Annotated in this window: 25 protein-coding genes; 17 read left to right on the forward strand and 8 right to left on the reverse strand. The window is 72.3% G+C overall.

The features are described from left to right. Positions 1-69 precede the first annotated feature (69 nt). Genes Q6350_RS13870 through Q6350_RS13905 form a run of 8 tightly spaced genes read left to right on the forward strand, consistent with a single transcriptional unit; the run spans position 70 to position 6,810 of the window. Complete coding sequence (locus Q6350_RS13870) at positions 70-816, forward strand: metalloregulator ArsR/SmtB family transcription factor (RefSeq protein WP_304603833.1); 747 nt, start codon at positions 70-72, stop codon at positions 814-816. After that, entirely contained in the window at positions 813-2,264 is a 1,452-nt protein-coding gene (gene sufB / locus Q6350_RS13875; protein WP_171245865.1) for a Fe-S cluster assembly protein SufB, read from the forward strand. The genes Q6350_RS13870 and sufB overlap by 4 nt, the downstream gene beginning before the upstream one ends. A gap of 1 nt (position 2,265) precedes the next feature. Beyond that, positions 2,266-3,465, forward strand: coding sequence for a Fe-S cluster assembly protein SufD (gene sufD, locus Q6350_RS13880; protein ID WP_305066499.1), 1,200 nt, complete (start codon positions 2,266-2,268; stop codon positions 3,463-3,465). Positions 3,466-3,472: 7 nt separating this feature from the next. After that, positions 3,473-3,820: a non-heme iron oxygenase ferredoxin subunit gene (locus Q6350_RS13885; RefSeq protein ID WP_171245863.1), complete on the forward strand. Its 348-nt coding sequence runs from the start codon at positions 3,473-3,475 to the stop codon at positions 3,818-3,820. Positions 3,821-3,857: 37 nt separating this feature from the next. Next, positions 3,858-4,628 carry a Fe-S cluster assembly ATPase SufC gene (gene sufC, locus Q6350_RS13890; protein ID WP_171245862.1) on the forward strand — a complete coding sequence of 257 codons (771 nt, stop codon included), beginning with the start codon at positions 3,858-3,860 and terminating at the stop codon, positions 4,626-4,628. A gap of 11 nt (positions 4,629-4,639) precedes the next feature. Beyond that, the gene (locus Q6350_RS13895) at positions 4,640-5,944 is read left to right on the forward strand and encodes a cysteine desulfurase (protein WP_304603835.1); all 1,305 of its coding nucleotides are present in this window, start codon (positions 4,640-4,642) and stop codon (positions 5,942-5,944) included. A gap of 10 nt (positions 5,945-5,954) precedes the next feature. Then, entirely contained in the window at positions 5,955-6,455 is a 501-nt protein-coding gene (gene sufU / locus Q6350_RS13900) for a Fe-S cluster assembly sulfur transfer protein SufU (protein WP_304603836.1), read from the forward strand. Beyond that, on the forward strand, positions 6,448-6,810 hold the full coding sequence (locus Q6350_RS13905) for a metal-sulfur cluster assembly factor (RefSeq protein ID WP_304603837.1): 363 nt from the start codon (positions 6,448-6,450) through the stop codon (positions 6,808-6,810). Before sufU ends, Q6350_RS13905 begins: the two co-directional genes overlap by 8 nt. A 75-nt stretch (positions 6,811-6,885) precedes the next feature. On the opposite strand, the gene Q6350_RS13910 is transcribed toward Q6350_RS13905, so the two are convergent. Then, entirely contained in the window at positions 6,886-8,397 is a 1,512-nt protein-coding gene (locus Q6350_RS13910; RefSeq protein ID WP_304603838.1) for a DUF2809 domain-containing protein, read from the reverse strand. Between the two features lie 44 nt (positions 8,398-8,441). Further along, positions 8,442-9,302, reverse strand: coding sequence for a formate/nitrite transporter family protein (locus tag Q6350_RS13915; protein ID WP_304603839.1), 861 nt, complete (start codon positions 9,300-9,302; stop codon positions 8,442-8,444). A gap of 138 nt (positions 9,303-9,440) precedes the next feature. Here Q6350_RS13915 and Q6350_RS13920 point away from each other — a divergent pair, with 138 nt between their 5' ends. Next, a complete protein-coding gene (locus Q6350_RS13920; protein WP_304603840.1) occupies positions 9,441-11,039 on the forward strand; it encodes an ABC-F family ATP-binding cassette domain-containing protein in 1,599 nt (532 codons plus the stop codon). Here Q6350_RS13920 and Q6350_RS13925 read toward each other — a convergent pair. Genes Q6350_RS13925 through Q6350_RS13935 form a run of 3 tightly spaced genes read right to left on the reverse strand, consistent with a single transcriptional unit; the run spans position 11,012 to position 12,497 of the window. Beyond that, a complete protein-coding gene (locus Q6350_RS13925; RefSeq protein WP_305066500.1) occupies positions 11,012-11,905 on the reverse strand; it encodes an SURF1 family protein in 894 nt (297 codons plus the stop codon). The genes Q6350_RS13920 and Q6350_RS13925 overlap by 28 nt on opposite strands. After that, entirely contained in the window at positions 11,902-12,141 is a 240-nt protein-coding gene (locus Q6350_RS13930; RefSeq protein WP_171245854.1) for a hypothetical protein, read from the reverse strand. The genes Q6350_RS13925 and Q6350_RS13930 overlap by 4 nt, the downstream gene beginning before the upstream one ends. Beyond that, complete coding sequence (locus Q6350_RS13935) at positions 12,141-12,497, reverse strand: DUF3099 domain-containing protein (RefSeq protein WP_304603842.1); 357 nt, start codon at positions 12,495-12,497, stop codon at positions 12,141-12,143. The genes Q6350_RS13930 and Q6350_RS13935 overlap by 1 nt, the downstream gene beginning before the upstream one ends. Positions 12,498-12,667: 170 nt before the next feature. Between Q6350_RS13935 and fabG the strand changes: the two genes are divergently transcribed. From fabG to Q6350_RS13950, 3 genes are read left to right on the forward strand one after another with little or no spacing between them, the layout of a single operon-like run. Next, entirely contained in the window at positions 12,668-13,393 is a 726-nt protein-coding gene (fabG, locus tag Q6350_RS13940; protein ID WP_304603843.1) for a 3-oxoacyl-ACP reductase FabG, read from the forward strand. A gap of 59 nt (positions 13,394-13,452) precedes the next feature. Continuing rightward, the gene (gene fabI, locus Q6350_RS13945; protein WP_171245851.1) at positions 13,453-14,220 is read left to right on the forward strand and encodes an enoyl-ACP reductase FabI; all 768 of its coding nucleotides are present in this window, start codon (positions 13,453-13,455) and stop codon (positions 14,218-14,220) included. A gap of 10 nt (positions 14,221-14,230) precedes the next feature. Further along, the gene (locus tag Q6350_RS13950; protein ID WP_304607640.1) at positions 14,231-14,788 is read left to right on the forward strand and encodes a histidine phosphatase family protein; all 558 of its coding nucleotides are present in this window, start codon (positions 14,231-14,233) and stop codon (positions 14,786-14,788) included. Positions 14,789-14,807: 19 nt separating this feature from the next. On the opposite strand, the gene serB is transcribed toward Q6350_RS13950, so the two are convergent. Continuing rightward, positions 14,808-15,530 (reverse strand): phosphoserine phosphatase SerB, encoded by a 723-nt coding sequence (gene serB, locus Q6350_RS13955; protein ID WP_305066501.1) that lies wholly within the window; start codon positions 15,528-15,530, stop codon positions 14,808-14,810. Next, entirely contained in the window at positions 15,523-16,767 is a 1,245-nt protein-coding gene (glgC, locus tag Q6350_RS13960; protein ID WP_304603846.1) for a glucose-1-phosphate adenylyltransferase, read from the reverse strand. Before glgC ends, serB begins: the two co-directional genes overlap by 8 nt. A 67-nt stretch (positions 16,768-16,834) precedes the next feature. Here glgC and glgA point away from each other — a divergent pair, with 67 nt between their 5' ends. Then, the gene (gene glgA / locus Q6350_RS13965; protein WP_305066503.1) at positions 16,835-18,061 is read left to right on the forward strand and encodes a glycogen synthase; all 1,227 of its coding nucleotides are present in this window, start codon (positions 16,835-16,837) and stop codon (positions 18,059-18,061) included. Positions 18,062-18,105: 44 nt separating this feature from the next. Continuing rightward, complete coding sequence (locus Q6350_RS13970) at positions 18,106-18,684, forward strand: hypothetical protein (protein WP_304603848.1); 579 nt, start codon at positions 18,106-18,108, stop codon at positions 18,682-18,684. A gap of 15 nt (positions 18,685-18,699) precedes the next feature. On the opposite strand, the gene Q6350_RS13975 is transcribed toward Q6350_RS13970, so the two are convergent. Continuing rightward, entirely contained in the window at positions 18,700-19,467 is a 768-nt protein-coding gene (locus Q6350_RS13975; protein WP_305066505.1) for a hypothetical protein, read from the reverse strand. A 97-nt stretch (positions 19,468-19,564) separates the two neighbouring features. Between Q6350_RS13975 and Q6350_RS13980 the strand changes: the two genes are divergently transcribed. The 3 genes from Q6350_RS13980 to Q6350_RS13990 all read left to right on the forward strand — a co-directional run bounded on the left by Q6350_RS13980 (position 19,565) and on the right by Q6350_RS13990 (position 22,166). Further along, positions 19,565-20,362: an ABC transporter ATP-binding protein gene (locus Q6350_RS13980; protein ID WP_305066506.1), complete on the forward strand. Its 798-nt coding sequence runs from the start codon at positions 19,565-19,567 to the stop codon at positions 20,360-20,362. A 92-nt stretch (positions 20,363-20,454) separates the two neighbouring features. Next, positions 20,455-20,946, forward strand: coding sequence for an NfeD family protein (locus Q6350_RS13985; protein ID WP_305066507.1), 492 nt, complete (start codon positions 20,455-20,457; stop codon positions 20,944-20,946). 35 nt (positions 20,947-20,981) lie between these two features. Next, complete coding sequence (locus Q6350_RS13990; protein ID WP_305066509.1) at positions 20,982-22,166, forward strand: SPFH domain-containing protein; 1,185 nt, start codon at positions 20,982-20,984, stop codon at positions 22,164-22,166. Positions 22,167-22,207: the final 41 nt, after the last annotated feature.

Below are 22,207 nucleotides of genomic sequence, written 5' to 3' on the forward strand. Positions count from 1 at the left end.
TCGCAACAAGGATGTTCTCTATATCGACGTCAGGTCCGGGCCGAGCGATGCCCCGGACGACCCCGGGAGGTGAGCACGTTGACGACGACCCCGACACCGGTCGGCACCGTGCCGCACGCCGGAGCGGACACCGACGGCACGCGCCGCCGGGTCCTCGCACTGGTCGCCAGCGACGGACCGGTCACCGCCGGTGACCTGGCCCGCACCCTGCGCCTCACCTCCGCCGCCGTGCGCCGTCATCTCGCCTGCCTCGAGCAGGACGGCACCATCGCGGTGCACGACGCCGGGCCCGCGGGCGGTCAGGCCCGCCGGGGCCGTCCCGCACGGCGCTACGTGGTGAGCACCGCGGGACAGGCCGAGCTCGGGGGCGAGGACGTCGAGCTCGCGACGCAGGTGATGCGTTACCTGCGCCGCACGGCCGGGGACCAGGCGGTGGCGGAGTTCGCCGCCGAACGCAACGACGCCGTCGTGCGTCGCTACGCCCCGCGCCTGACCGGCACCGACCCGCACGAGCGGGCCGCCCAGCTCGCGGACCTGCTCGCCGCCGACGGCTACGCCGCCTCGGTGCGGCCGGTCGCCGGCCCCCGGGTTCCCACGGTCCAGCTGTGCCAGGGCCACTGCCCGGTCCAGCACGCGGCCGAGGACTTCCCCGAGCTGTGCGAGGCGGAGGCCGACGCCTTCGCCCGGCTGCTCGGGACCCACGTCCAACGTCTGGCCACGCTCGCGGGCGGCGCGCACGCCTGCGTGACCAACGTCCCGCTTGCTCCCACCACCCCCGCCGGCCGCTCCCGCGGTACGCAGGAAGGAACACGATGAGCGCCCCCACCCAGGACGCCGCCCAGGCGGCACCGGAGCAGCGCACCGACGAGGAGATCATCAACTCCATCGGTGCCTACGAGTACGGCTGGCACGACGACGACGCGGCCGGCCAGACGGCCGAGCGCGGCCTGAACGAGGCCGTCGTGCGCAACATCTCGGACCTGAAGGACGAGCCCGAGTGGATGCGCAAGCGTCGGCTCAAGGCGCTGCGCCTGTTCGAGAAGAAGCCGATGCCGAACTGGGGCGCCGACCTCACGGGCATCGACTTCGACCGCATCAAGTACTTCGTCCGCTCCACGGAGAAGCAGGCCACCAGCTGGGAGGACCTGCCCGAGGACATCAAGGCGACGTACGACAAGCTGGGGATCCCCGAGGCCGAGAAGCAGCGCCTCGTGGCCGGCGTCGCGGCGCAGTACGAGTCCGAGGTCGTCTACCACCAGATCCGTGAGGACCTGGAGGCCCAGGGCGTCATCTTCGTCGACACCGACACCGGCCTGCGCGAGCACCCGGAGCTCTTCGAGGAGTACTTCGGCACGGTCATCCCGGCCGGCGACAACAAGTTCTCCGCGCTCAACTCGGCCGTCTGGTCGGGCGGCTCGTTCATCTACGTGCCGCCGGGCGTGCACGTCGACATCCCGCTGCAGGCCTACTTCCGGATCAACACCGAGAACATGGGCCAGTTCGAGCGGACGCTGATCATCGCCGACGAGGGCTCCTACGTGCACTACGTCGAGGGCTGCACGGCGCCGATCTACTCCACCGACTCGCTGCACTCCGCGGTCGTGGAGATCGTCGTCAAGAAGAACGCCCGCGTGCGCTACACGACCATCCAGAACTGGTCGAACAACGTCTACAACCTGGTGACCAAGCGCGCCACGGCCGAGGCCGGCGCCACCATGGAGTGGGTCGACGGCAACATCGGCTCCAAGGTCACCATGAAGTACCCGGCGATCTACCTGCTGGGCGAGCGCGCCCGCGGCGAGACGCTGTCCATCGCCTTCGCCGGCGAGGGCCAGCACCAGGACGCCGGTGCCAAGATGGTGCACGCCGCCCCGCACACGTCGAGCTCGATCGTCTCGAAGTCCGTGGCCCGTGGCGGCGGCCGCACCTCCTACCGCGGTCTGGTGCAGGTGCTCGAGGGTGCCGAGGCGTCGGCGTCGAACGTCCTGTGCGACGCGCTGCTCGTCGACCAGATCTCCCGGTCCGACACCTACCCGTACGTCGACGTCCGCGAGGACGACGTGTCCATGGGGCACGAGGCGACGGTGTCCAAGGTGAGCGAGGACCAGCTGTTCTACCTCATGTCCCGAGGCATGGAGGAGACCGAGGCCATGGCCATGATCGTGCGCGGGTTCGTCGAGCCCATCGCGCGGGAGCTGCCCATGGAGTACGCCCTCGAGCTCAACCGCCTCATCGAGCTGCAGATGGAAGGGTCCGTCGGCTGAAATGACTCTCACTACCGATCACTCCCGCGCGACCGCCGACGGCGCCCACTCCCACGGTGTGGTGCCCGCCGGTTCGCGCGCCGAGCGCAAGACCTCCTTCGACCTCGCGGACATCCCGGTGCCCACCGGCCGCGAGGAGGAGTGGCGCTTCTCGCCGGTGGCGCGGCTCCAGCCGCTGTTCTCCGACGAGCTGACCGGTGACGGCGTCGCCGTGACCGTCGAGACGGCCCCCGAGGTCACCGTCGAGACGGTCGGACGCGACGACGAGCGCCTCGGCCGCACCGGCAAGCCCGGCGACCGTGCCGCCGTCACCGCGTGGAACGCCGTGCGCGAGGCCACCGTGGTGACCGTCCCGGCCGACACCGTGGCCTCCGGCCCGACCTCCGTGCGGATCGACGGCACCTCGAAGGACGCCACCGCGTCGCACCTGCTGGTGCACGCCGAGCGGCACTCCGAGGCCGTCGTGGTCATCGACCACCGCGGGGACGCGCTGCTGAACCAGACCGTCGAGGTCCTCGTCGAGGACGGCGCCCAGCTGACCGTCGTGTCCGTCCAGGACTGGGAAGACGGTGCCGTGCACGCCTCCTCGCACCGTGCGAGCATCGGCCGTGACGCCAAGCTCAAGCACGTCGTGGTGACCTTCGGCGGCGACGTCGTGCGCGTCACGCCGGACGCGACCTTCACCGCCGAGGGCGGCGAGGTCGAGATGGTCGGGCTGTACTTCGCCGACGCCGACCAGCACCAGGAGCACCGGCTCTTCGTCGACCACGCCGTGCCGCGGTGCCGCTCGCGCGTCACCTACAAGGGCGCGCTCCAGGGTGCCTCCGCGCACACCGTGTGGGTGGGCGACGTGCTCATCCGCGCCGAGGCCGAGGCGACGGACACCTACGAGCTGAACCGCAACCTCGTGCTGACCGACGGCGCGCGGGCGGACTCGGTGCCGAACCTCGAGATCGAGACCGGTGAGATCGACGGGGCGGGCCACGCCTCGGCGACCGGCCGGTTCGACGACGAGCAGCTCTTCTACCTCATGGCGCGCGGCATCCCCGAGATCGACGCCCGTCGTCTCGTCGTGCGCGGCTTCTTCGCCGAGCTGATCGACGAGATCGGCGTCGAGTCGGTCGAGGAGCGGCTGCTCGCCTCCATCGAGGCCGAGCTGGAGAAGTCGATGAGCGTCATCACCGGCGCTCCGGCGCAGTGAGCACGTCGTGACCGCACAGATCGCCTGCGCCACCGCCGACCTCGGCCCGGAGGAGAGCCTGCTCGTCGAGCTCACCGCCGCCGACGGCGCCTCCGTGCCGGTCGCGGTCGTCCGCGACGAGGACGGCGACTTCCACGCCATCAGCGACATCTGCTCGCACGGTGCGGTGTCGTTGTCCGACGGCGAGGTCGAGGGCTGCCGCGTGGAGTGCTGGTTGCACGGTTCGCAGTTCGACCTGCGCACCGGCAAGCCGCTCCAGCTGCCGGCGACCCGGCCCGTACCCGTCTACCCGGTGACGGTGGACGGCGACAAGGTGCTCGTCGACATCGACGCACCGCTCGCCGCCGCGTCCTGACCAGCCTTTTCGAGAACAAGACCTGGAGAACCATCTGATGTCCACCCTGGAGATCCGCGACCTGCACGTCAGCGTCGACACCAAGGAAGGCGCCAAGCCGATCCTGCGCGGTGTCGACCTGACCATCAAGTCCGGCGAGACGCACGCCATCATGGGCCCCAACGGCTCCGGCAAGTCCACCCTCGCCTCGGCGCTGGCCGGGCACCCCAAGTACGAGGTGACCTCCGGCACCGTGACGCTCGACGGCGAGGACGTCCTGGCCATGAGCGTCGACGAGCGCGCCCGCGCCGGCCTGTTCCTCGCGATGCAGTACCCGGTCGAGGTGCCGGGTGTGTCGGTCGCGAACTTCCTGCGGACGGCCAAGACCGCGATCGACGGCGACGCCCCGTCCCTGCGTCACTGGGCCAAGGAGGTCCGCGGCGCCATGGAGAACCTGCGCATCGACTCCTCCTTCGCGGAGCGCTCGGTGAACGAGGGCTTCTCCGGCGGTGAGAAGAAGCGGCACGAGATCCTGCAGATGGAGCTCTTCAAGCCGCACTTCGCGATCCTCGACGAGACCGACTCCGGTCTCGACGTCGACGCCCTGCGCGTCGTCTCCGAGGGCGTCAACCGCGCCAAGGAGTCCACCGACGTCGGCGTGCTGCTCATCACGCACTACACGCGCATCCTGCGCTACATCAAGCCGGACTTCGTGCACGTGTTCGTCGACGGCCGCATCGCGGAGGAGGGCGGCCCCGAGCTGGCCGAGCGCCTCGAGGAAGAGGGTTACGACCGCTTCCTGCCCGCGGGCACGACGGCCTCGGCCTGACGGAGGATCGCATGACCGCCACCGACGCCGTGCGTCCGGACGACGCGATGGGCTCGCGCGAGCTCGCCGCCGTGCGGGCCGACTTCCCGTTGCTCGGACGCACGGTGCGGGGCGGGCAGCCGCTGGTCTACCTGGACTCGGCGGCGACGTCGCAGAAGCCGAGCGTCGTGCTCGAGGCCGAGGTCGACTTCTACGAGCAGCGCAACGCGGCCGTGCACCGCGGCGCGCACCAGCTGGCCGAGGAGGCCACCGAGGCCTTCGAGGGCGCCCGGTCCGCCGTGGCGTCCTTCGTGGGCGCCGACGACGACGAGATCGTGTGGACCTCGGGCGCGACGGCGGCCATCAACCTCGTGACCTACGCGCTGTCCAACGCGACGGCCGGGCGCGGGGGCGAGGCAGCCGCGCGGTTCCGGCTCGGCGCGGGCGACGAGATCGTGGTCACCGAGGCCGAGCACCACGCCAACCTCGTGCCGTGGCAGGAGCTGTGCGCGCGCACCGGCGCGACCCTGCGCTGGTTCGGTGTGACCGACGACGGCCGGCTCGACCTGTCGGACGTCGACGCGGTCATCACCGACCGCACCAAGGTCGTGGCCTTCGGGCACGTCTCCAACGTGACCGGCGCCGTGGCCCCGGTGGCCGAGATCGTCGCGGCCGCCCGCCGGGTCGGTGCGCTGACCGTGCTGGACGCGTGCCAGTCCGTGCCGCACCTGCCGGTCGACCTGCACGCCCTGGGCGTCGACTTCGCGGCGTTCAGCGCCCACAAGATGCTCGGCCCCACGGGTGTCGGTGCGCTGTACGGGCGGCGGGAGCTGCTCGAGGCGATGCCGCCGGTGACGACGGGCGGGTCGATGGTCGAGGTCGTGACCATGACCGAGACGACGTACATGCCGCCGCCGCAGCGGTTCGAGGCGGGCACGCAGATGGTCGCCCAGGCCGTCGGCATGGGAGTGGCCGCGCAGTGGCTCGGCGACCTCGGCATGGACCGCGTGGCGGCGCACGAACGGCGCCTCGCCGCGGAGCTGCTGCGGGTCACCGAGATCCCCGGCGTCCGCGTGATCGGTCCGACCGACACCACGGACCGGGTCGCGGTGGTGTCGTTCGTCGTCGACGGCGTGCACTCCCACGACGTCAACCAGGTCCTGGACGACCAGGGCATCGCGATCCGGGTCGGGCACCACTGCGCCCAGCCGCTGCACCGCCGGTTCGGGCTGGCCGCCACGGCGCGTGCCTCGGCCTCGGTGTACACAGGAGTCGAGGACGCCGCCGCCCTGCGGGAAGCCCTGGCGGGGGTCCGGACGTTCTTCGGGGTGGAGTGAGGAGACCCGCATGAGCTCGCTGCAGGACCTGTACCAGCAGGTCATCCTGGACCACGCCAAGCACCCGCACGGCCACGGCCTGGTCGAGGTGGCCGACGGCCACCTGGGCGGGGAGTCCCACCAGGTCAACACGACCTGCGGGGACGAGATCACCCTGAGGGTGGACGTCCGGTCCGTCGACGGCGACCCGACGCTCGAGCGCGTGTCCTGGGAGGGTCAGGGCTGCTCGATCTCGCAGGCGTCCGCGTCGGTGATGACCGAGCTGGTGACCGGCCAGGACCTGGCGGAGGTCGAGCGGCTCGACGCCGCCTTCCGCGACCTCATGGGCTCGCGGGGCAAGGGCCTGGACGACGAGGACACGCTGGACGCCCTCGGCGACGGCACCGCCTTCACCGGGGTCTCCCAGTACCCCGCCCGCATCAAGTGCGCGCTGCTCGGCTGGGCAGCGTTGAAGGACTCGCTGGCGCGCAGCGGCGCGCTGGCCGACCGACCCGGAGGATCGGATGACTGACAACCCGACCGACACCGCTCCCGAGCAGACGCCGGCGGCGCCGGGCGCCACCACGGCGGCCGACGTCGAGGAGGCGATGCGCGACGTCATCGACCCCGAGCTCGGCATCAACGTCGTCGACCTCGGCCTCGTCTACGGCGTCGAGGTGGACCAGAACAACCACGCCACCATCGACATGACGCTCACCTCGGCGGCCTGCCCGCTGACGGACGTCATCGAGGACCAGTCCGCCCAGGCGCTCGAGGGCATCGTGACCGGGCACCGGATCAACTGGGTCTGGATGCCGCCGTGGGGTCCGGAGAAGATCACCGACGACGGCCGCGAGCAGCTGAGGATGCTCGGCTTCAACGTCTGAGACGTTCCCGACCACGCGGGCCGCGGACACCTTCTACCGGTGTCCGCGGCCCGCGTCGTCGTCGCGCGACCGCGGTCAGTAGGCGTCCGGGGTCTCCACCGACTCCCAGTGCCACGGCTCCGGCAGGCGCCCGGTCGGCCCGGCCCAGTCCGGGTGGGTCCAGCCGTACTCCTCGGCGTGCTCCGTCAGCCAGGCGAACCGTGACCCGCTGAACCCCTCCGGCCCGACGCTGAGATCGACGGCGGTCCCCAGGCCGTGGTTCGAGCAGCCGGGCGGTGCGGCCAAGGGGTTCGGGTTCGCGGGGGTGTAGACCGCGGTCTGGTCCTCCATGCTGCGGTAGGCGGAGTTCACGGTGAGGTGCTCGCCGAACGCCGCGAGATAGGCCTCGTCGAGCGCCACCAGCCCGTCCAGGAGGTCCGCCCGGATCGAGTGCTCCGGCGCCCACGGGATCGGGGCGAGCCGGTCGGCGGCGATCCGCCCGCCCTCGGGGAACCAGACCTGGTCGGGGAACGGGCACACGACGGCGTCCTGGGCCGACATGAGGTCGGCGGTCGCCTCCCCGACGGCGTCGTGACGGGCCAAGAGCGCGGGAGCGACCTGCTCGAGGTCGGAGAGCGGCAACGCCGCGAGGCGGTCCGGGTCGGCCAGGGTGACCGTGTCGTCGGCGGCGCCGAGGGCGTCGCGGACCGCAGCCCGGCTGGCCTCCCCGGCGTCCTGGCCCGCCGCGGCGAGCTCGTCGGCCGCGTCCAGCACGGTCTCGGCGCGGCGCCGGGCCGGCGCCAGCTCCTCGCGGGCGGCGGTCGCCTGGTCGGTCGCGAACTCGCGTCGGGACTCCCGCACCACGGCGACGGCCCGCTCGAGGTCGGTGACCGCTGCCGGGGCGTCTCCCGGCAACCGCTGCAGGACCGGGGTGGCCTCGAGCACGGACTCGCCCTGGCCGAGCGCCTTGCCGAGCCGCTCCCGGACGGCGTCGTCGGTCACCTTGTCCGCGGACGTGTCCAGCTCGCGCTGCGCCGTGGCGACCTGAGCGCTCAGCGCGTCGGCCTCGTCGTCCACGACCCCGACGAGGAGGACGCCGCCGGCGGTGAGGAGAGCGAGGACGGTGAGCGGCGCGACGACGGACGCGACACGGCGGCCGCGCCGCGTCGAGCCGCTGCCCGACGGCTGGGCGGAGCGATGGGTGACGGCGGCCAGGACGGCCGCACCGAGGCAGGCCCCGATCGCGTTCCAGGCGAGGTCCACGACGCCGAAGGGCGTGCCGAGCACGAGCCGGGCGAGCAGGAACCGGTCGAGCAGCGCGTCGGCGACGGGGGTGAGGTGCAGGGTCTCGACCGCCGCGCACACCGCGAACGCGACCGAGGCTGCGACGGCCAGGGGAGTGCGGGGGAACGCCAGCGCGAGGAGACCGACCACGGTCACGGCGGCGAGGGCGTCGGCGAGCGGGTCCCCGACCGGCGGGGGGAGCAGCGCCCGTCCGGCCGGCCCGACGGTGATCGCGGCGGCGGCGAGCAGTGCGGACGCGGCACGGGGGACCCGCGGTGCCGGAGCGTCCACCGTCGTCCGGGGAAGGGCGTCGGTCCAGGTCACGGGCGCGACTCTACCGCCCTGAGGACGTGGCGGGAGACAGCCTCCTAGGCGTCGGTCGCCGCACCGGCTCCCTGCTGGCGCAGGTAGCGCCGGTCGTCGTTGGCGAAGGCGTAGTAGTAGCCGATGAGCAGCCCGCCGCCGAGGAAGTTCCCGGCGAGCACGATCGCCAGGTTGCCGAGGGCGAGCCCGACGTCGATGCCGTGGTTCAGCCCGACCATGAGGAACAGCGCCGTGTTCGCGACCGAGTGCTCGAAGCCGACGAACGCGAAGATGAACACGCTGACGACCATCACGAGCGCCTTGGTGATGTCGTTCGTCACGAAGCCGTTGTAGACGAGCAGCATCCCGACGTTGATCATGAAGTTGCACAGGATCGCCCGGACGAACAGGTCCGACCAGCCGGCGAGACCCTCGCCGAGATAGGCCAGCTTGTGGTCCACCGAGTGCTGCATCTGCTCGCCCACGGCACCGTCGCCGAGCGACGAGGAGACCACGGCCAGCGCCACGGCCAGGCCGCCGAGGATGTTGCCCGCGTAGCAGAGCAGCAGGACGCGCAGGCCCCGCCACGCGGTGATCTTCCGGTAGTACCGCCCGACCGAGACGATCATCATGTTCGACGTCAGCAGCTCGGACTTGCTGAAGTAGATGAACACGAGCGCGAAGCCGAACACGAGCGCGCCGACCATGCTCCCGAGTCCCGTCAGGTCGCCGTCCCCGATCCCCGCGAACGTCGCGATCACCGAGTAGTAGGTGATGTACATGATCCCGATGAGCACGCCGGCCATGGCGGCTCGCATGAGATAGATGTGGGCCAGGCCGCCGCTCATCGTGCTCTTCGTCTGGAGGGCGTCCAGGACGGTCGAGATGAACTGCTTGCCAGGGAACAGCTTGCCCTGATCGGTCATGGTCACACGGTACTCAGGTCGGGTGCCGCAGGTCCGCAGCGCGACGGGTCCGGAGGGGTGACCTGCGTCGCTGTCGGCGCGGACGGCGGGCCGTAGACTGGCGCACGACCCCGCACTCTTTCGAAGGACACCCCTGCCTTGATCACGGCCCACGGCGTCGAGCTGCGCTTCGGCGCGCGCACCCTGCTGCACGAGGCCACGTTCCGCGTGGCCCCGGGCGACCGCGTCGGCCTGGTCGGTCGCAACGGTGCCGGCAAGACCACGCTCACCAAGACCCTGGCGGGCGAGACGCTGCCGGCGGGTGGGACGATCACGCGCGGGAACGAGATCGGCTATCTGCCGCAGGACCCGCGTACCGGTGATCTCGACGTCGTGGCGATGGACCGGGTGCTCAGCGCTCGCGGCCTCGACGTCATCGTGACGAGGATGCGCCAGACCGAGAAGGAGATGGCCAGCGAGGACCCGCAGGTCCAGGCCGCGGCGCTGGAGCGGTACCCGAAGCTGGAGACGCGTTTCCTCGCGGCGGGCGGGTACTCGGCCGAGTCCGAGGCGCACCGCATCACGAGCAACCTGGCGCTCGACGACCGGATCCTCGCCCAGCCGCTGCACACGCTCTCCGGCGGCCAGCGTCGCCGGGTCGAGCTGGCGAGGATCCTGTTCTCTGGCGTGGACACGTTGCTGCTCGACGAGCCCACCAACCACCTCGACGCCGACTCCATCGTGTGGCTGCGCGAGTACCTGCGGTCCTACTCCGGGGGGTTCATCGTGATCTCCCACGACGTCGAGCTGCTGCGCGCGTGCGTGAACAAGGTCTTCCACCTCGACGCGAACCGCGGCGAGCTCGACCAGTACAACCTCGGCTGGGACAAGTACCTGGAGCAGCGCGAGCAGGACGAGCGCCGTCGTCGGCGCGAACGCGCCAACGCCGAGAAGAAGGCCGAGACCCTCATCGCCCAGGCGAACAAGATGCGCGCCAAGGCCACCAAGGCGACCGCCGCGCAGAACATGCTCAAGCGGGCCGAGCGTATGCTCGCCGGCACCGAGGGCGAGCGGCAGACGGACAAGGTGGCCGCGCTGCGGTTCCCGAAGCCGTCGCCCTGCGGCAAGACGCCGCTGATGGCACGGGAGCTGTCCAAGAGCTACGGCTCGCTGGAGGTCTTCACGGGTGTCGACCTGGCGATCGACCGGGGGTCACGGGTCGTCATCCTCGGACTGAACGGTGCGGGCAAGACGACGATGCTGCGGCTGCTCGCCGGTGTGGAGACGCCGGACACGGGCGAGATCCTGCCGGGCCACGGGCTGAAGATGGGCTACTACGCCCAGGAGCACGACATGCTCGACATGGACGCCACCGTCGTGGAGAACCTGCGGCACGCCGCCCCCGACCTGACCGACACCCAGGTGCGCACCACGCTGGGGTCGTTCCTGTTCAGCGGCGACGACGCCGACAAGCCCGCGCACGTGCTCTCCGGCGGGGAGAAGACCCGCCTGGCGCTGGCCACGCTGGTCGTCTCGAGCGCGAACGTGCTGCTGCTCGACGAGCCGACGAACAACCTGGACCCGGCCTCGCGCCGGGAGATCCTCGGGGCGCTGAACACCTACGAAGGTGCCGTCATCATGGTCACCCACGACGACGGTGCGGTCGACGCGCTGAACCCGGAGCGGGTGCTGCTGCTGCCCGACGGCGACGAGGACCTGTGGTCGGACGACTACGCCGAGCTGGTGTCCCTGGCCTGATGCTGGGCGGCGTCCACCAGGGCGTCCTCGTAGTCCTCGTCGACGCGGCGCCGGCGCTCGCGGCGGGGGCGTGAGGTCCCGCCCGGGTCGTCGGCGGCCAGCAGCTCGCCCGCGGTGACGGTCGCGGCACGCGTCTCGCGGCGCCACAGCAGCACGTAGCCACCCACGGCGCCGAGCGCGAAGATCGCCCACTGGAACGTGTAGCTCAGGTGCGAGCCGGGGTCGGTGTCCGGGCGGGGGAGCGCGACCGGGGTCTCGGCGGCCGCCGGGTCCTCGTCCCGCAGCTGCCCGTAGGCGCCGACCGTCGTGCCGTCCGCCCAGGCCCCGCCCTCGGGGCCCTGGTCCAGCACCTGGTCGGTGTTGATCCGCACCACGGTGCCCGACGGCGCGCCCCGGTCGGAGGCCGGCTCGTCGGCGCGCAGCGTCACGGTCACGGTGACCTCGCCGGACGGCGGCTCCGGGACGAGGGCAGGCTCGGTGGCGTCCGCCCCGAGCGGGACGAAACCGCGGTCGACCACCAGTACCGTCTCCTGCCCGTCCAGCTCCGTGCGCAGCGGGACCAGCAGGTGGAACCCGGGCGTGCCGCCGACCGGCCGGTTGCGCAGCAGCACGGTGCTCTCCGGGACGTACTCGCCCGTGACCTCGGCCGGCCGCCACACGTCCTCAGGAGCGAGGGTGTCCCCGGGGCCGGTCACCAACGCCGACAGCGGCTCCGGCGCGGCGGTGTAGTTGGTCTCGACGAGGTCGATCTGCGCCTGGCGGTCGGTGTACCGGTGCCACTGCCAGAAGGCGGCCAGGACGCACAGGGACGCCAGCAGCACGGCGGCCAGACCGAGCGTGACCCACTGACGGCGGGTCCGCTTCACGCACGCTCCAGCTCGTCGACCCCGACGGTCTGCTTCCAGAAGCTCCGGGCACCGAGGAACTGCTCGAGGTGGTCGCGGTGGTCGTCGCAGGCGAGCCACACCTTGCGCCGTTCGGGCGTGTGCAGCCGAGGGTTGTTCCACAGCAGACCCCAGCGCGCGTCCGCGTGGCAGCCCTTGGCGGAGCAGACCAGGGCGTCGTCGGCGACGGGGTCGGCCCCCAGGCCGAGCACGTCCATCAGTCGTCCTTCCGGTCGGGGTCGTCGGTCTGCTCGACGATGCGGATCTCCTCCTGCGGGGCCGAGGCGCTCGCGGGCAGCTCGGGCGGCATCGCCGGCGGGACGGCCTCGACGTCCCGGGCCGACCGGTCGCGACCCGCGTTCGCGAAGAGCACGGCCGTGTACGGCAGGATCACGGCACCGGCGACGAACACCCACAGCAACCAGCCGTCGACGAACAGCGCCGCGGTGATGATGAGCACGACGCGCAGACCCATCTGGATGAGGTACGTGCGCATGCGCCGGTGCTGGTCGTCCGTCAGGTTCGTCGGGACGGCCGTGATCGAGTGCACCTCGGACGGGCTGGACGTACTCACCCGGTCAGTCTACGGCGGCTCGGCGATGGTCCGGATTTTGGAGGGTTCCCACAACGCCGGGGCGTGACATGTGGCGCGCCGTCAGCGCGGCCGGGGGGCACCGACCGGGTACGGTCGCTGCGGCGTACGTCGTGCGTCCGGGCACGGCCCGTCGTCGAGAGGAGCATCCCGTGGCAGAGCAGGCAGCAACCGGTGGTCGCACCGTGGTCGTGACCGGGGCCGCGCGCGGCATCGGGCGGGCGATCGCGGAGCGCTTCGTCGCCGCCGGCGACACCGTCGCGACGATCTACCGCGGGGGAGACCTGCCCGAGGGGGTGCACGGGTTCGTCGCCGACGTCACCGACAGCGCCGCCGTCGACGCCGCGTTCACCGAGATCGAGCAGCAGCTCGGCGCGCCGACCGTCCTCGTGGCCAACGCCGGCGTGACGCGCGACCAGCTCCTGATGCGCATGAGCGACGAGGAGTTCGAGCAGGTCGTCGACGTCAACCTCACCGGGACCTTCCGGTGCGTGCGGCGCGCCTCCAAGGGCATGATCCGTGCGCGTGCCGGACGGATCGTCCTCATCGGCTCCGTCGTCGGCCTCTACGGCGGCGCCGGGCAGGTCAACTACTCCTCGACCAAGGCCGCCCTGGTGGGCATGGCCCGGTCGATCACCCGCGAGCTCGGCGGACGCGGGATCACCGCCAACGTCGTCGCCCCGGGGTTCGTGGAGACCGACATGACCGCGGCCCTGCCGGAGGACACCCAGAAGAAGTACAAGTCCTCCATCCCGGCCGGACGGTTCGCCGACCCCGCCGAGATCGCCGGGGTGGTCGAGTTCCTCGCCTCCGACGCCGCCGCCTACGTCTCCGGCGCCGTCGTGCCCGTCGACGGCGGCCTCGGCATGGGGCACTGACTGTCCCTCGGGCATCCCCACCCAGTACGCTCCGGAAAGAACTTCACCGAAAGGTCACCATGGCTCTGCTCGACGGCAAGAAGCTGCTCGTCACGGGCGTCCTCACGGACAGCTCCATCGCCTTCCACGCCGCACGCCTCGCCCAGCAGGAGGGCGCCGAGGTCGTCCTGACGTCCTTCGGGCGTCAGATGAAGCTCACCCAGGCCTTCGCCAAGCGCCTGCCGGTCACCGCGCCCGTCGTCGAGCTCGACGTCACCAGCGGCGAGGACCTGGCGGCGCTCGCGGAGCGCGTCGGGGAGCACACCGACCGGATCGACGGGGTCGTGCACTCCATCGGGTTCGCGCCCCAGAGCGTCATGGGCGGCAACTTCCTGTCGGCCGAGTGGGACGACGTCGCCACCGCCGTCCAGATCTCGACCTTCTCCTACAAGTCGCTCATCACCGCGGCCCGGCCGCTGATGACCGACGGGGGGTCGTACGTCGGCCTGACCTTCGACGCCCAGTTCGCCTGGCCCGTCTACGACTGGATGGGTGTGGCCAAGGCCGGTCTGGAGTCCGCCAACCGGTACGTCGCCCGCGACCTGGGCCCGGAGGGCATCCGGGCCAACCTCGTCTCGGCCGGCCCGATCCGCACCACCGCCGCGAAGTCCATCCCGGGCTTCGAGACCATGGAGGACGCCTGGCCGAAGCGCGCCCCGCTGGGGTGGGACCAGACGACCGCCGAGCCGGCCGCACGAGCGGTCGTGGCGCTGCTGTCCGACTGGTTCCCCGCCACGACCGGCGAGATCGTGCACGTCGACGGCGGCCTGCACGCGATGGGACAGTGATCTCGGCCCGATGAACGTGTCGTCGACGCACACGCCGGACGTCCCGCGCGAGGGGCGCCGTCTCGTGCTGCTGCGGCATGCCAAGGCCGAACCGGGCAGCGACCCCGTCCCGGACGCCGACCGACCGCTCGCCCTCCGGGGGCGCAAGCAGGCCGGTCGGGTCGGGTCGGCCCTCACCGCGGCCCACCTCGTCCCCGACCTGGCGCTCGTCTCCTCGGCGCTGCGCACCCGCCAGACCTGGGAGCTGGCCGCCGCGCACCTGCCGTCGCGCGAGTCGATCACGGTGGACGTGCGCGACGAGCTGTACGCCGCCAGCGTCAAGGACGTGCTCGAGCTCGTCCGCGGTGCCGCCGACGACGTGACGACGGTTCTCGTCGTCGGGCACGAGCCGACCATGGCCGCCACGGCGGCCTACCTGGCGGCCCCGGGTTCGGACGACGCCGCGCTCGCCCAGGTGCGGGTCGGGGTGCCGACGGCGACCTACTCCGTCCTGCACGCCGAGGACCTGCCCTGGTCGCGGTGGGGGAAGAACAGCGCGACCCTGGTGCGGGTGGGTCGGCCCTCCTGAGACGAGCCGACCCGTCGCCTCAGGACGGGTGCGTGTCCGCGGCGGTCCGCCGTCCGTCGACCGTGTCGACGATCCGCAGCACCGCGTCCAGGCGCGGTCCGTCGAGGCTGTAGGGCGCCCGCGCCCGCACGGCGGGCTTCGCCGCGAAGGCGATCCCGATCCCGGCCGCGTCGATCATGTCCAGGTCGTTCGCGCCGTCCCCGACCGCCACGGTGTCCGCCATCGACAGCCCGAGCTCGGCGGTCCACTGCCGCAGCGTGGCCTCCTTGAGCGCGCGGTCCACGACCGGCCCGGTCGTGCGACCGGTCAGCACGCCGTCGACCGCCTCGAGACGGTTGGCCCGCCAGCGCGTGATCCCCAGCGACGTCGCCAGCGGCTCGAGGACCTCGGCGAAACCGCCGGAGACGAGGCCGAACTCCCACCCGCGACGTCGCACCTCGGCCACGAGCTCCTCCGCGCCCGGCGTGAGCACAACGGCCTCGCGGACGGCGTCCAGGGCGCTCACCGGCACCCCGGCGAGCGTGGCGACCCGCTCGCGCAGGGAGTCGGCGAAGTCGAGCTCGCCGCGCATCGCCCGCTCGGTCACCGCGGCGACCTGCTCGCGGGTGCCGGCGTGCTCGGCGATGAGCTCGATGACCTCCTGGGTCAGGAACGTCGAGTCGACGTCGGTCACGACCAGCCGCCCCGGGCGGGGCCGTGCGGTGGAGTGCTCGGGCAGGCGCGTCGGGGCGCTGTCAGGCAACGTGAGTACCCTTCGGGACGACGGTGATCCCCGAGTCGGTGACGGTGAACCCGCGGGCCCGGTCCTCCTCGTGGTCGACGCCGATCCGGGCCCGCTCGTCCACCACCACGTTCTTGTCGAGGATGGCGCGGTGGACCTGGGCGTGCCGGTGCACCTGGACGCCGTCCATCACGACCGAGTCGGTGAGCGTCGCCCAGGAGTGCAGGTGCACGCCCGGGGACAGGATGGACCCCGCGACGGTCGCGCCGGAGACGAGGACACCAGGTGAGACGATCGAGTCGGCGGCGTGCCCCAGCCGGCCGGGCCCGGCGTGGACGAACTTCGCCGGCGGCAGTCCCGTGTACCCCGTGTACAGCGGCCAGTCCTCGTTGTAGAGGTTGAACACCGGCTGGACGGCGATGAGGTCCTTGTTCGCCTCGAAATACGCGTCGATCGTGCCGACGTCGCGCCAGTAGTACCGGTCACGGTCGGTGGCCCCGGGCACGTCGTTGCGGATCATGTCGTAGACGCCGGCCGTGCCCTCGTCGACGAAGGCCGGGATGATGTCGCCGCCCATGTCGTGCCGTGAGTCCGGGTTCGCCGCGTCCTTGGTGACGGCCTCGACCAGCGCGTCGGCGTCGAAGACGTAGTTGCCCATCGAGGCCAGCACCTCGGTGGGGGAGTCCGGCAGGCCCACCGGGTTGACGGGCTTCTCGAGGAACTCCCGGATGCGCGTCGGGTCCTGCGGGTCGACGTCGATGACGCCGAACTGGTCGGCCAGGGCGATGGGCTGGCGGATCGCCGAGACGGTCGCCCGGGCGCCGGACTCGACGTGCGCCTCGACCATCTGGGAGAAGTCCATGCGGTAGACGTGGTCGGCCCCCACCACGACGACGATGTCGGGACGCTCGTCCTCGATGATGTTGAGCGACTGGTGGATCGCGTCGGCCGAACCGAGGTACCAGTGCTTGCCGACGCGCTGCTGGGCCGGGACCGAGGAGACGAAGTTGCCCAGCAGGGGCGACATGCGCCAGGTCTTGGAGATGTGCCGGTCCAGCGAGTGCGACTTGTACTGCGTCAGCACCACCACGTGCAGGTACTGCGAGTTGATGATGTTCGACAGGGCGAAGTCGACCAGCCGGTAGATCCCGCCGAACGGCACCGCGGGTTTCGCGCGCTGTGCCGTCAACGGCATGAGTCGTTTGCCCTCGCCGCCTGCGAGAACGATGGCCAGGACCCGGGGATGTGACGACGCCATGGGTCGACCCTAGAACCTCGGCGGCGTGCATGCCGCACGACGCGGCGGGCGACGCTATGTTGAACGGGTGAGCACCCGACCCACCATCGACCTGTTGACCCGCGAGTACCCCCCGCACGTCTACGGTGGCGCCGGCGTGCACGTGGCCGAGCTCTCGGCCGTGCTGCGCGACCACGCCGAGGTGCGCGTGCGCTGCTTCGACGGCCCGCGACCGGACGCCGACGACGTGACCGGCTACGACGTGCCCGGCACGCTGACCGCGGCCAACGCCTCCCTGCGCACGCTCGGCGTCGACCTCGCGATGGCCGAGGACGTCGCCGGGGCCGACGTCGTGCACTCCCACACGTGGTACGCCAACATGGCCGGCCATCTCGGCGGGCTGCTGCACGACGTCCCGCACGTGGTGACCGCCCACTCGCTGGAGCCGTTGCGGCCCTGGAAGGCCGAGCAGCTCGGCGGCGGGTACGCCGTGTCCAGCTGGGCCGAGCGGACCGCGTACCTCGGCGCGGCCGGCGTCATCGCGGTCTCCGCCGGGATGCGGGCCGACATCCTGCGCTGCTACCCCGAGCTCGACCCCGACCGGGTGCACGTGGTGCACAACGGCATCGACCTGGACGGCTGGGTCCGCCCGCACCGGGACGCCGTGGCCCGGGTCGCCGCAGCCCGCGGGATCGACCTCGACCGGCCCGCCGTCGTCTTCGTCGGGCGGATCACCCGGCAGAAGGGGCTGCCGCACTTCCTGCGCGCCGCCGCCCAGCTGCCCCCCGAGGTGCAGGTGATCCTGTGCGCGGGCGCCCCGGACACCGAGGAGATCATGGCCGAGGTGCGCGGGCTGGTCGACGAGCTGCGCGACGCCCGCGGCGGCGGACCCGAGGCGGGGGTCGTCTGGATCGAGGAGATGCTGCCGCGCGACGAGCTGTGCGCCGTCCTGGCGGCGTCGACCGTCTTCGTCTGCCCCTCGGTGTACGAACCCCTCGGCATCGTCAACCTGGAGGCCATGGCCGTCGGGCTCCCCGTGGTCGGGACGGCCACCGGCGGCATCCCCGAGGTCGTCGACGACGGTGTGACGGGCACCCTGGTCCCGATCGAGCAGTCCGACGACGGCACCGGGACGCCGCTCGACCCGGAGCGGTTCGAACGGGACCTGGCGACGGCGCTGACCGACCTGGCCGGCGACCCCGCCCGGGCCGCCGAGATGGGGGCTGCCGGCCGGCGTCGTGCCCAGGAGCACTTCGCCTGGTCCGCGATCGCCGAGCGCACCATGGACGTGTACCGGCGCGTGCTGGCGACGTGAGCCCGGCGCGTCGTCGCCGCCAGGGGCTCTGGGAGGATGTCCGCGTGCGCGCCCTGAGCCCGGAGGAGAAGGTCCGCCCGGCGGCCTTCCTGCGTGCGGGTACGGGGGACGCGGCGACGTTGCTCGTGCTGCGTGCGATGCGCCGTGCGGTCTGGCCGCTGATGGTGCTCGGTCTCGCGGTGGCCCTGTCGAGCGGGGACCTGACGGCCGAGGAGCTGGACCAGCTGACGAACCCGGTCGAGCTGACCGACCCCTCCCGGCTGTGGGCGCTCGTCCTGTCCCCCCTGGTCGTGCTCGCCGCCGGGCTGGCGCTGCGTCTCGTCGTCAACCTCACCGCTCTGGTCGTCTCGGCGCCGCTGGCACGGGGCGCCTGGGTCGCCGGGACGGAGGCGACCTCCCGCTGGCGGCGGCTGATGGACCTGACCCACCTGTCCGCGGGGTATCGGTCGGTGCGCTGGTCGTACGCGGTCCAGCGCGAGGCCGTGGCCCGCTGCGGGCTCCTGGGACGCCAGCTCGCGCTGGCCGAGACGTTCGGGCGCATCGCGCTGCCCGTGTCGGTCGCCGTCCTGCTCTGGGTGCTGTTCCAGGGCGTGCCGGACGCGGTGGGCACCCTGCAGGGTTGAGCAGGGCGCGTGGCGTCATCCCACCGCCGCGTAGGTCGCCGCCCCCAGGGCCCGCCGGGCGGTGCGGTCGACCTCCCGCAGCGCGGTGGAACGCTGGTCGGCCTGCCAGAGGTTCACGGCGCCGCCGTCGTCGGCCGTCGCGAGCTCGACGATCTGCAGCAGGCGCCAGGCGAGCTGCAGCACCCGCGCCCGGCGTCCCTCCAGCTCGGGGACGGGCCAGCCGGCCGTCGTCGAGTGCCGCAGCCGCTCGATGGCATCGGCGGCGTCGTCACGCCAGCGCGCGACGTCCAGGGAGTCCAGGGCTTCGGTGGCCACGACGAGGCTGCTGCGCAGCTCCCGCTCGGCGTCCGCGAGGGAGCCGACCGTCCCGGCCACCAGTGTCGACCACGGCGGCACCGTGATGACCTCCCACGACACCAGGTGCCCGGGCTCGAGCGCGCTGCCGAACGCGGTCACGCGTGGCACCAGGGCCCACGAGCCCGCCGGGGTGGCGACGAGCACGCACTCGCCGGACTCCACGGCGTCGTGGGCGGCAGGGGCCGGCACTCCCGACGGGTCGCCGGGCGCGGGCAGCAGGGCGCAGACCTCCCGGGGGCCGGCCGTGAAGGCGGCGACCAGCTCGGTCAGCGTGCCCGGGTCCGTGCCGGCGCCCGGCAGCCCGACCACCGTGTGGGGCTCGTCGTCGTCGGTGACCGACCGCACGGCGACACCGTGCGAGGCGCCGACGGCCTGGAGCCACAGCGCCAGGACCACGCTGCGCGGCAGGAGGTTCGTCGCTTCCACCCCAGCACGATAGACGCCCGCGACGCCGGTACGCTCGCAGCGGTACCTGCTGGTCGGCGGTCCGCGGGCGGGGCGGGCTCCGGTAGGGTCGGACACCATGAGCGCGGTACTCGACCTGCAGGGCGTCACCGTCCGACGCGGCACCTCGACCATCGTCGACTCGATCGACTGGAGCGTGTCCGAGGGGGAGCGCTGGATCGTCCTCGGGCCCAACGGGGCCGGCAAGACGACCCTGCTGCAGATCCTCGCCGCGCGGTCGCACCCGACCTCCGGGACCGTCACCCTGCTGGGCGAGCAGCTCGGCGCGACCGACGTCTTCGAGCTGCGCCCCCGCATCGGGTTCTCGTCGGCGTCGCTGGCGGACAAGATCCCGTCGGGGGAGACGGTGCGCGACGTCGTCCTCACCGCCGCGTACGGCGTCACCGGCCGGTGGCGCGAGGAGTACGAGGAGCTCGACGAGGAGCAGGCCCGGGCGCTGCTGGCCGCCTTCGACGTGGACGACCTGGTCGACCGCCGCTACGGCACGCTGTCCGAGGGCGAGCGCAAGCGGGTGCAGATCGCCCGGGCGCTGATGACCGACCCCGAGGTGCTGCTGCTCGACGAGCCGGCCGCCGGGCTCGACCTCGCCGGCCGGGAGGAGCTCGTGGGGGCGCTGGCCGAGCTCGCCGGCGACCCGGCCTCGCCGGTCCTGGTGCTGGTCACCCACCACGTCGAGGAGATCCCGCCCGGCTTCACACACCTGCTGCTCATGGGCGACGGCACCGTGGAGGCCGCCGGCCCGATCGAGGAGGTCCTCACCTCGGAGAACCTCTCCAAGGCCTTCGGCATGGACCTGCTGGTGGCGCACGGCGGAGGCCGCTGGCTGGCGCGCGCCGCCCGACCCGCCGGCCGCTGAGGCGGCCGGCGCGACACTCCCGCCGGACTCTGTCCGGGGACGCTCCCGTTTGGTAAATTCGGAGCAAAGCAGACGGTGAGGTCGGAGGCGTGATGGACGGCTGGTTGTGGTGGATCGCCGGGGCACTGGTGCTGGCGGTCGTCGAGATGATCTCCCTCGACCTCGTCTTCATCATGCTCGCCGGCGGCGCGGTCGCCGGCGGCCTCACGGCGGCGGGAGGTGGACCGTTGTGGCTCCAGATCATCGTGGCCTGCGTCGTGGCGGTGCTGCTGCTGGCGGTGCTGCGCCCCTGGCTCCTGCAGAACCTGCGTCAGCGCACGGACCTCGTCGAGACGAACGCCGCGGCCCAGGTGGGTCGGACGGCGGTCGTGCTCGCGGAGGTCACCGAGACCGGCGGCCGCGTCAAGCTCTCCGGTGAGGTGTGGTCGGCGCGCCTGCCCGACGACGGCGTCCCCAACAGCTCGGACCGGATCCCGGCGGGCGTGGAGGTGCGGGTCGTCGCCATCGACGGGGCGACCGCCGTCGTGACGCCCGCGTCCTCGCCGAGCGCGCCGACCACCGACGACGGCGGCCGGATCGTCTGACCTCCCTGCACCACCCACAACCGAAGGAGCGCTTCGTGGAAGGCATACCCATCTTCGTCTGGGTCGCACTGCTCGCCCTCGTCGTCTTCATCATCACCGTGCTGTTCAAGATGGTGCAGGTAGTCCCTCAGGCGAGCGCACAGGTCGTCGAGCGACTTGGGCGGTACGACAGGACCTTTCAACCGGGGCTGCACTGGCTCATCCCGTTCATCGAGAAGGTCCGGGCCCGTGTTGATCTGCGCGAGCAGGTCGTCTCCTTCCCCCCGCAGCCCGTCATCACCTCGGACAACCTCGTCGTCGAGATCGACACCGTCATCTACTTCCAGGTGACCGACCCGAAGTCCGCGGTCTACGAGATCTCGAACTACATCAAGGGCATCGAGCAGCTCACCGTCACGACCCTCCGCAACGTCGTCGGGTCGATGGACCTCGAGCAGACGCTCACCAGCCGTGACCAGATCAACGGCCAGCTGCGCGGCGTCCTCGACGAGGCGACGGGCCGCTGGGGCGTGCGCGTCAACCGGGTCGAGCTGAAGTCCATCGAGCCGCCGGCCTCCGTGCAGGGCGCGATGGAGCAGCAGATGCGCGCCGAGCGCGACCGTCGCGCCGCCATCCTCACCGCCGAGGGTGTCAAGCAGTCCCAGATCCTCACCGCCGAGGGCGAGAAGCAGTCCCAGATCCTGCGGGCCGAGGGCAACGCGCAGTCCGCGATCCTGCAGGCCGAGGGCGAGGCCCGGGCGATCCTGCAGGTGTTCGAGGCCATCCACCAGGGCAACCCGGACCCGAAGCTGCTGGCCTACCAGTACCTGCAGATGCTCCCGCAGATCGCCAACGGCACCGCCTCGAAGATGTGGGTCGTGCCGACCGAGTTCACCGCGGCCCTCAGCTCGGTCGCCAAGGGCTTCGGCGGGACCCCGGGTACGCCCGGCATCCCCACCGAGCCCGGCGACGACGAGGACGGCGGCGGTGCGGGCGCCCTGTCCACGGCCCTGGGCCAGGCCGGGCTGCAGGACCCGGGCGAGGCGCTCGCCGAGGCCCGCCGCCAGGCCGAGGCGGCCACCGCCGACGCCACGAGCTCGGGCACCCGGTCCGGCGCGCCGTTCGACCCGTCGGTCGAGCGCGGCCAGCGCCCGGCGGGGGAGCAGCCGCCCGCCGCGCCGCCGTCGCCCCGGCCGCGGCCGCTCGGTGACGAGGAACCGCCCGCCCCGCCCCAGCAGTGACCTGACGCGTGCCGTCCTCGCGCGGCACGCCCGGCGCGCCC

This window comes from Isoptericola sp. b515, from assembly GCF_030588125.1.
Lineage (GTDB): Bacteria > Actinomycetota > Actinomycetes > Actinomycetales > Cellulomonadaceae > Isoptericola > Isoptericola sediminis.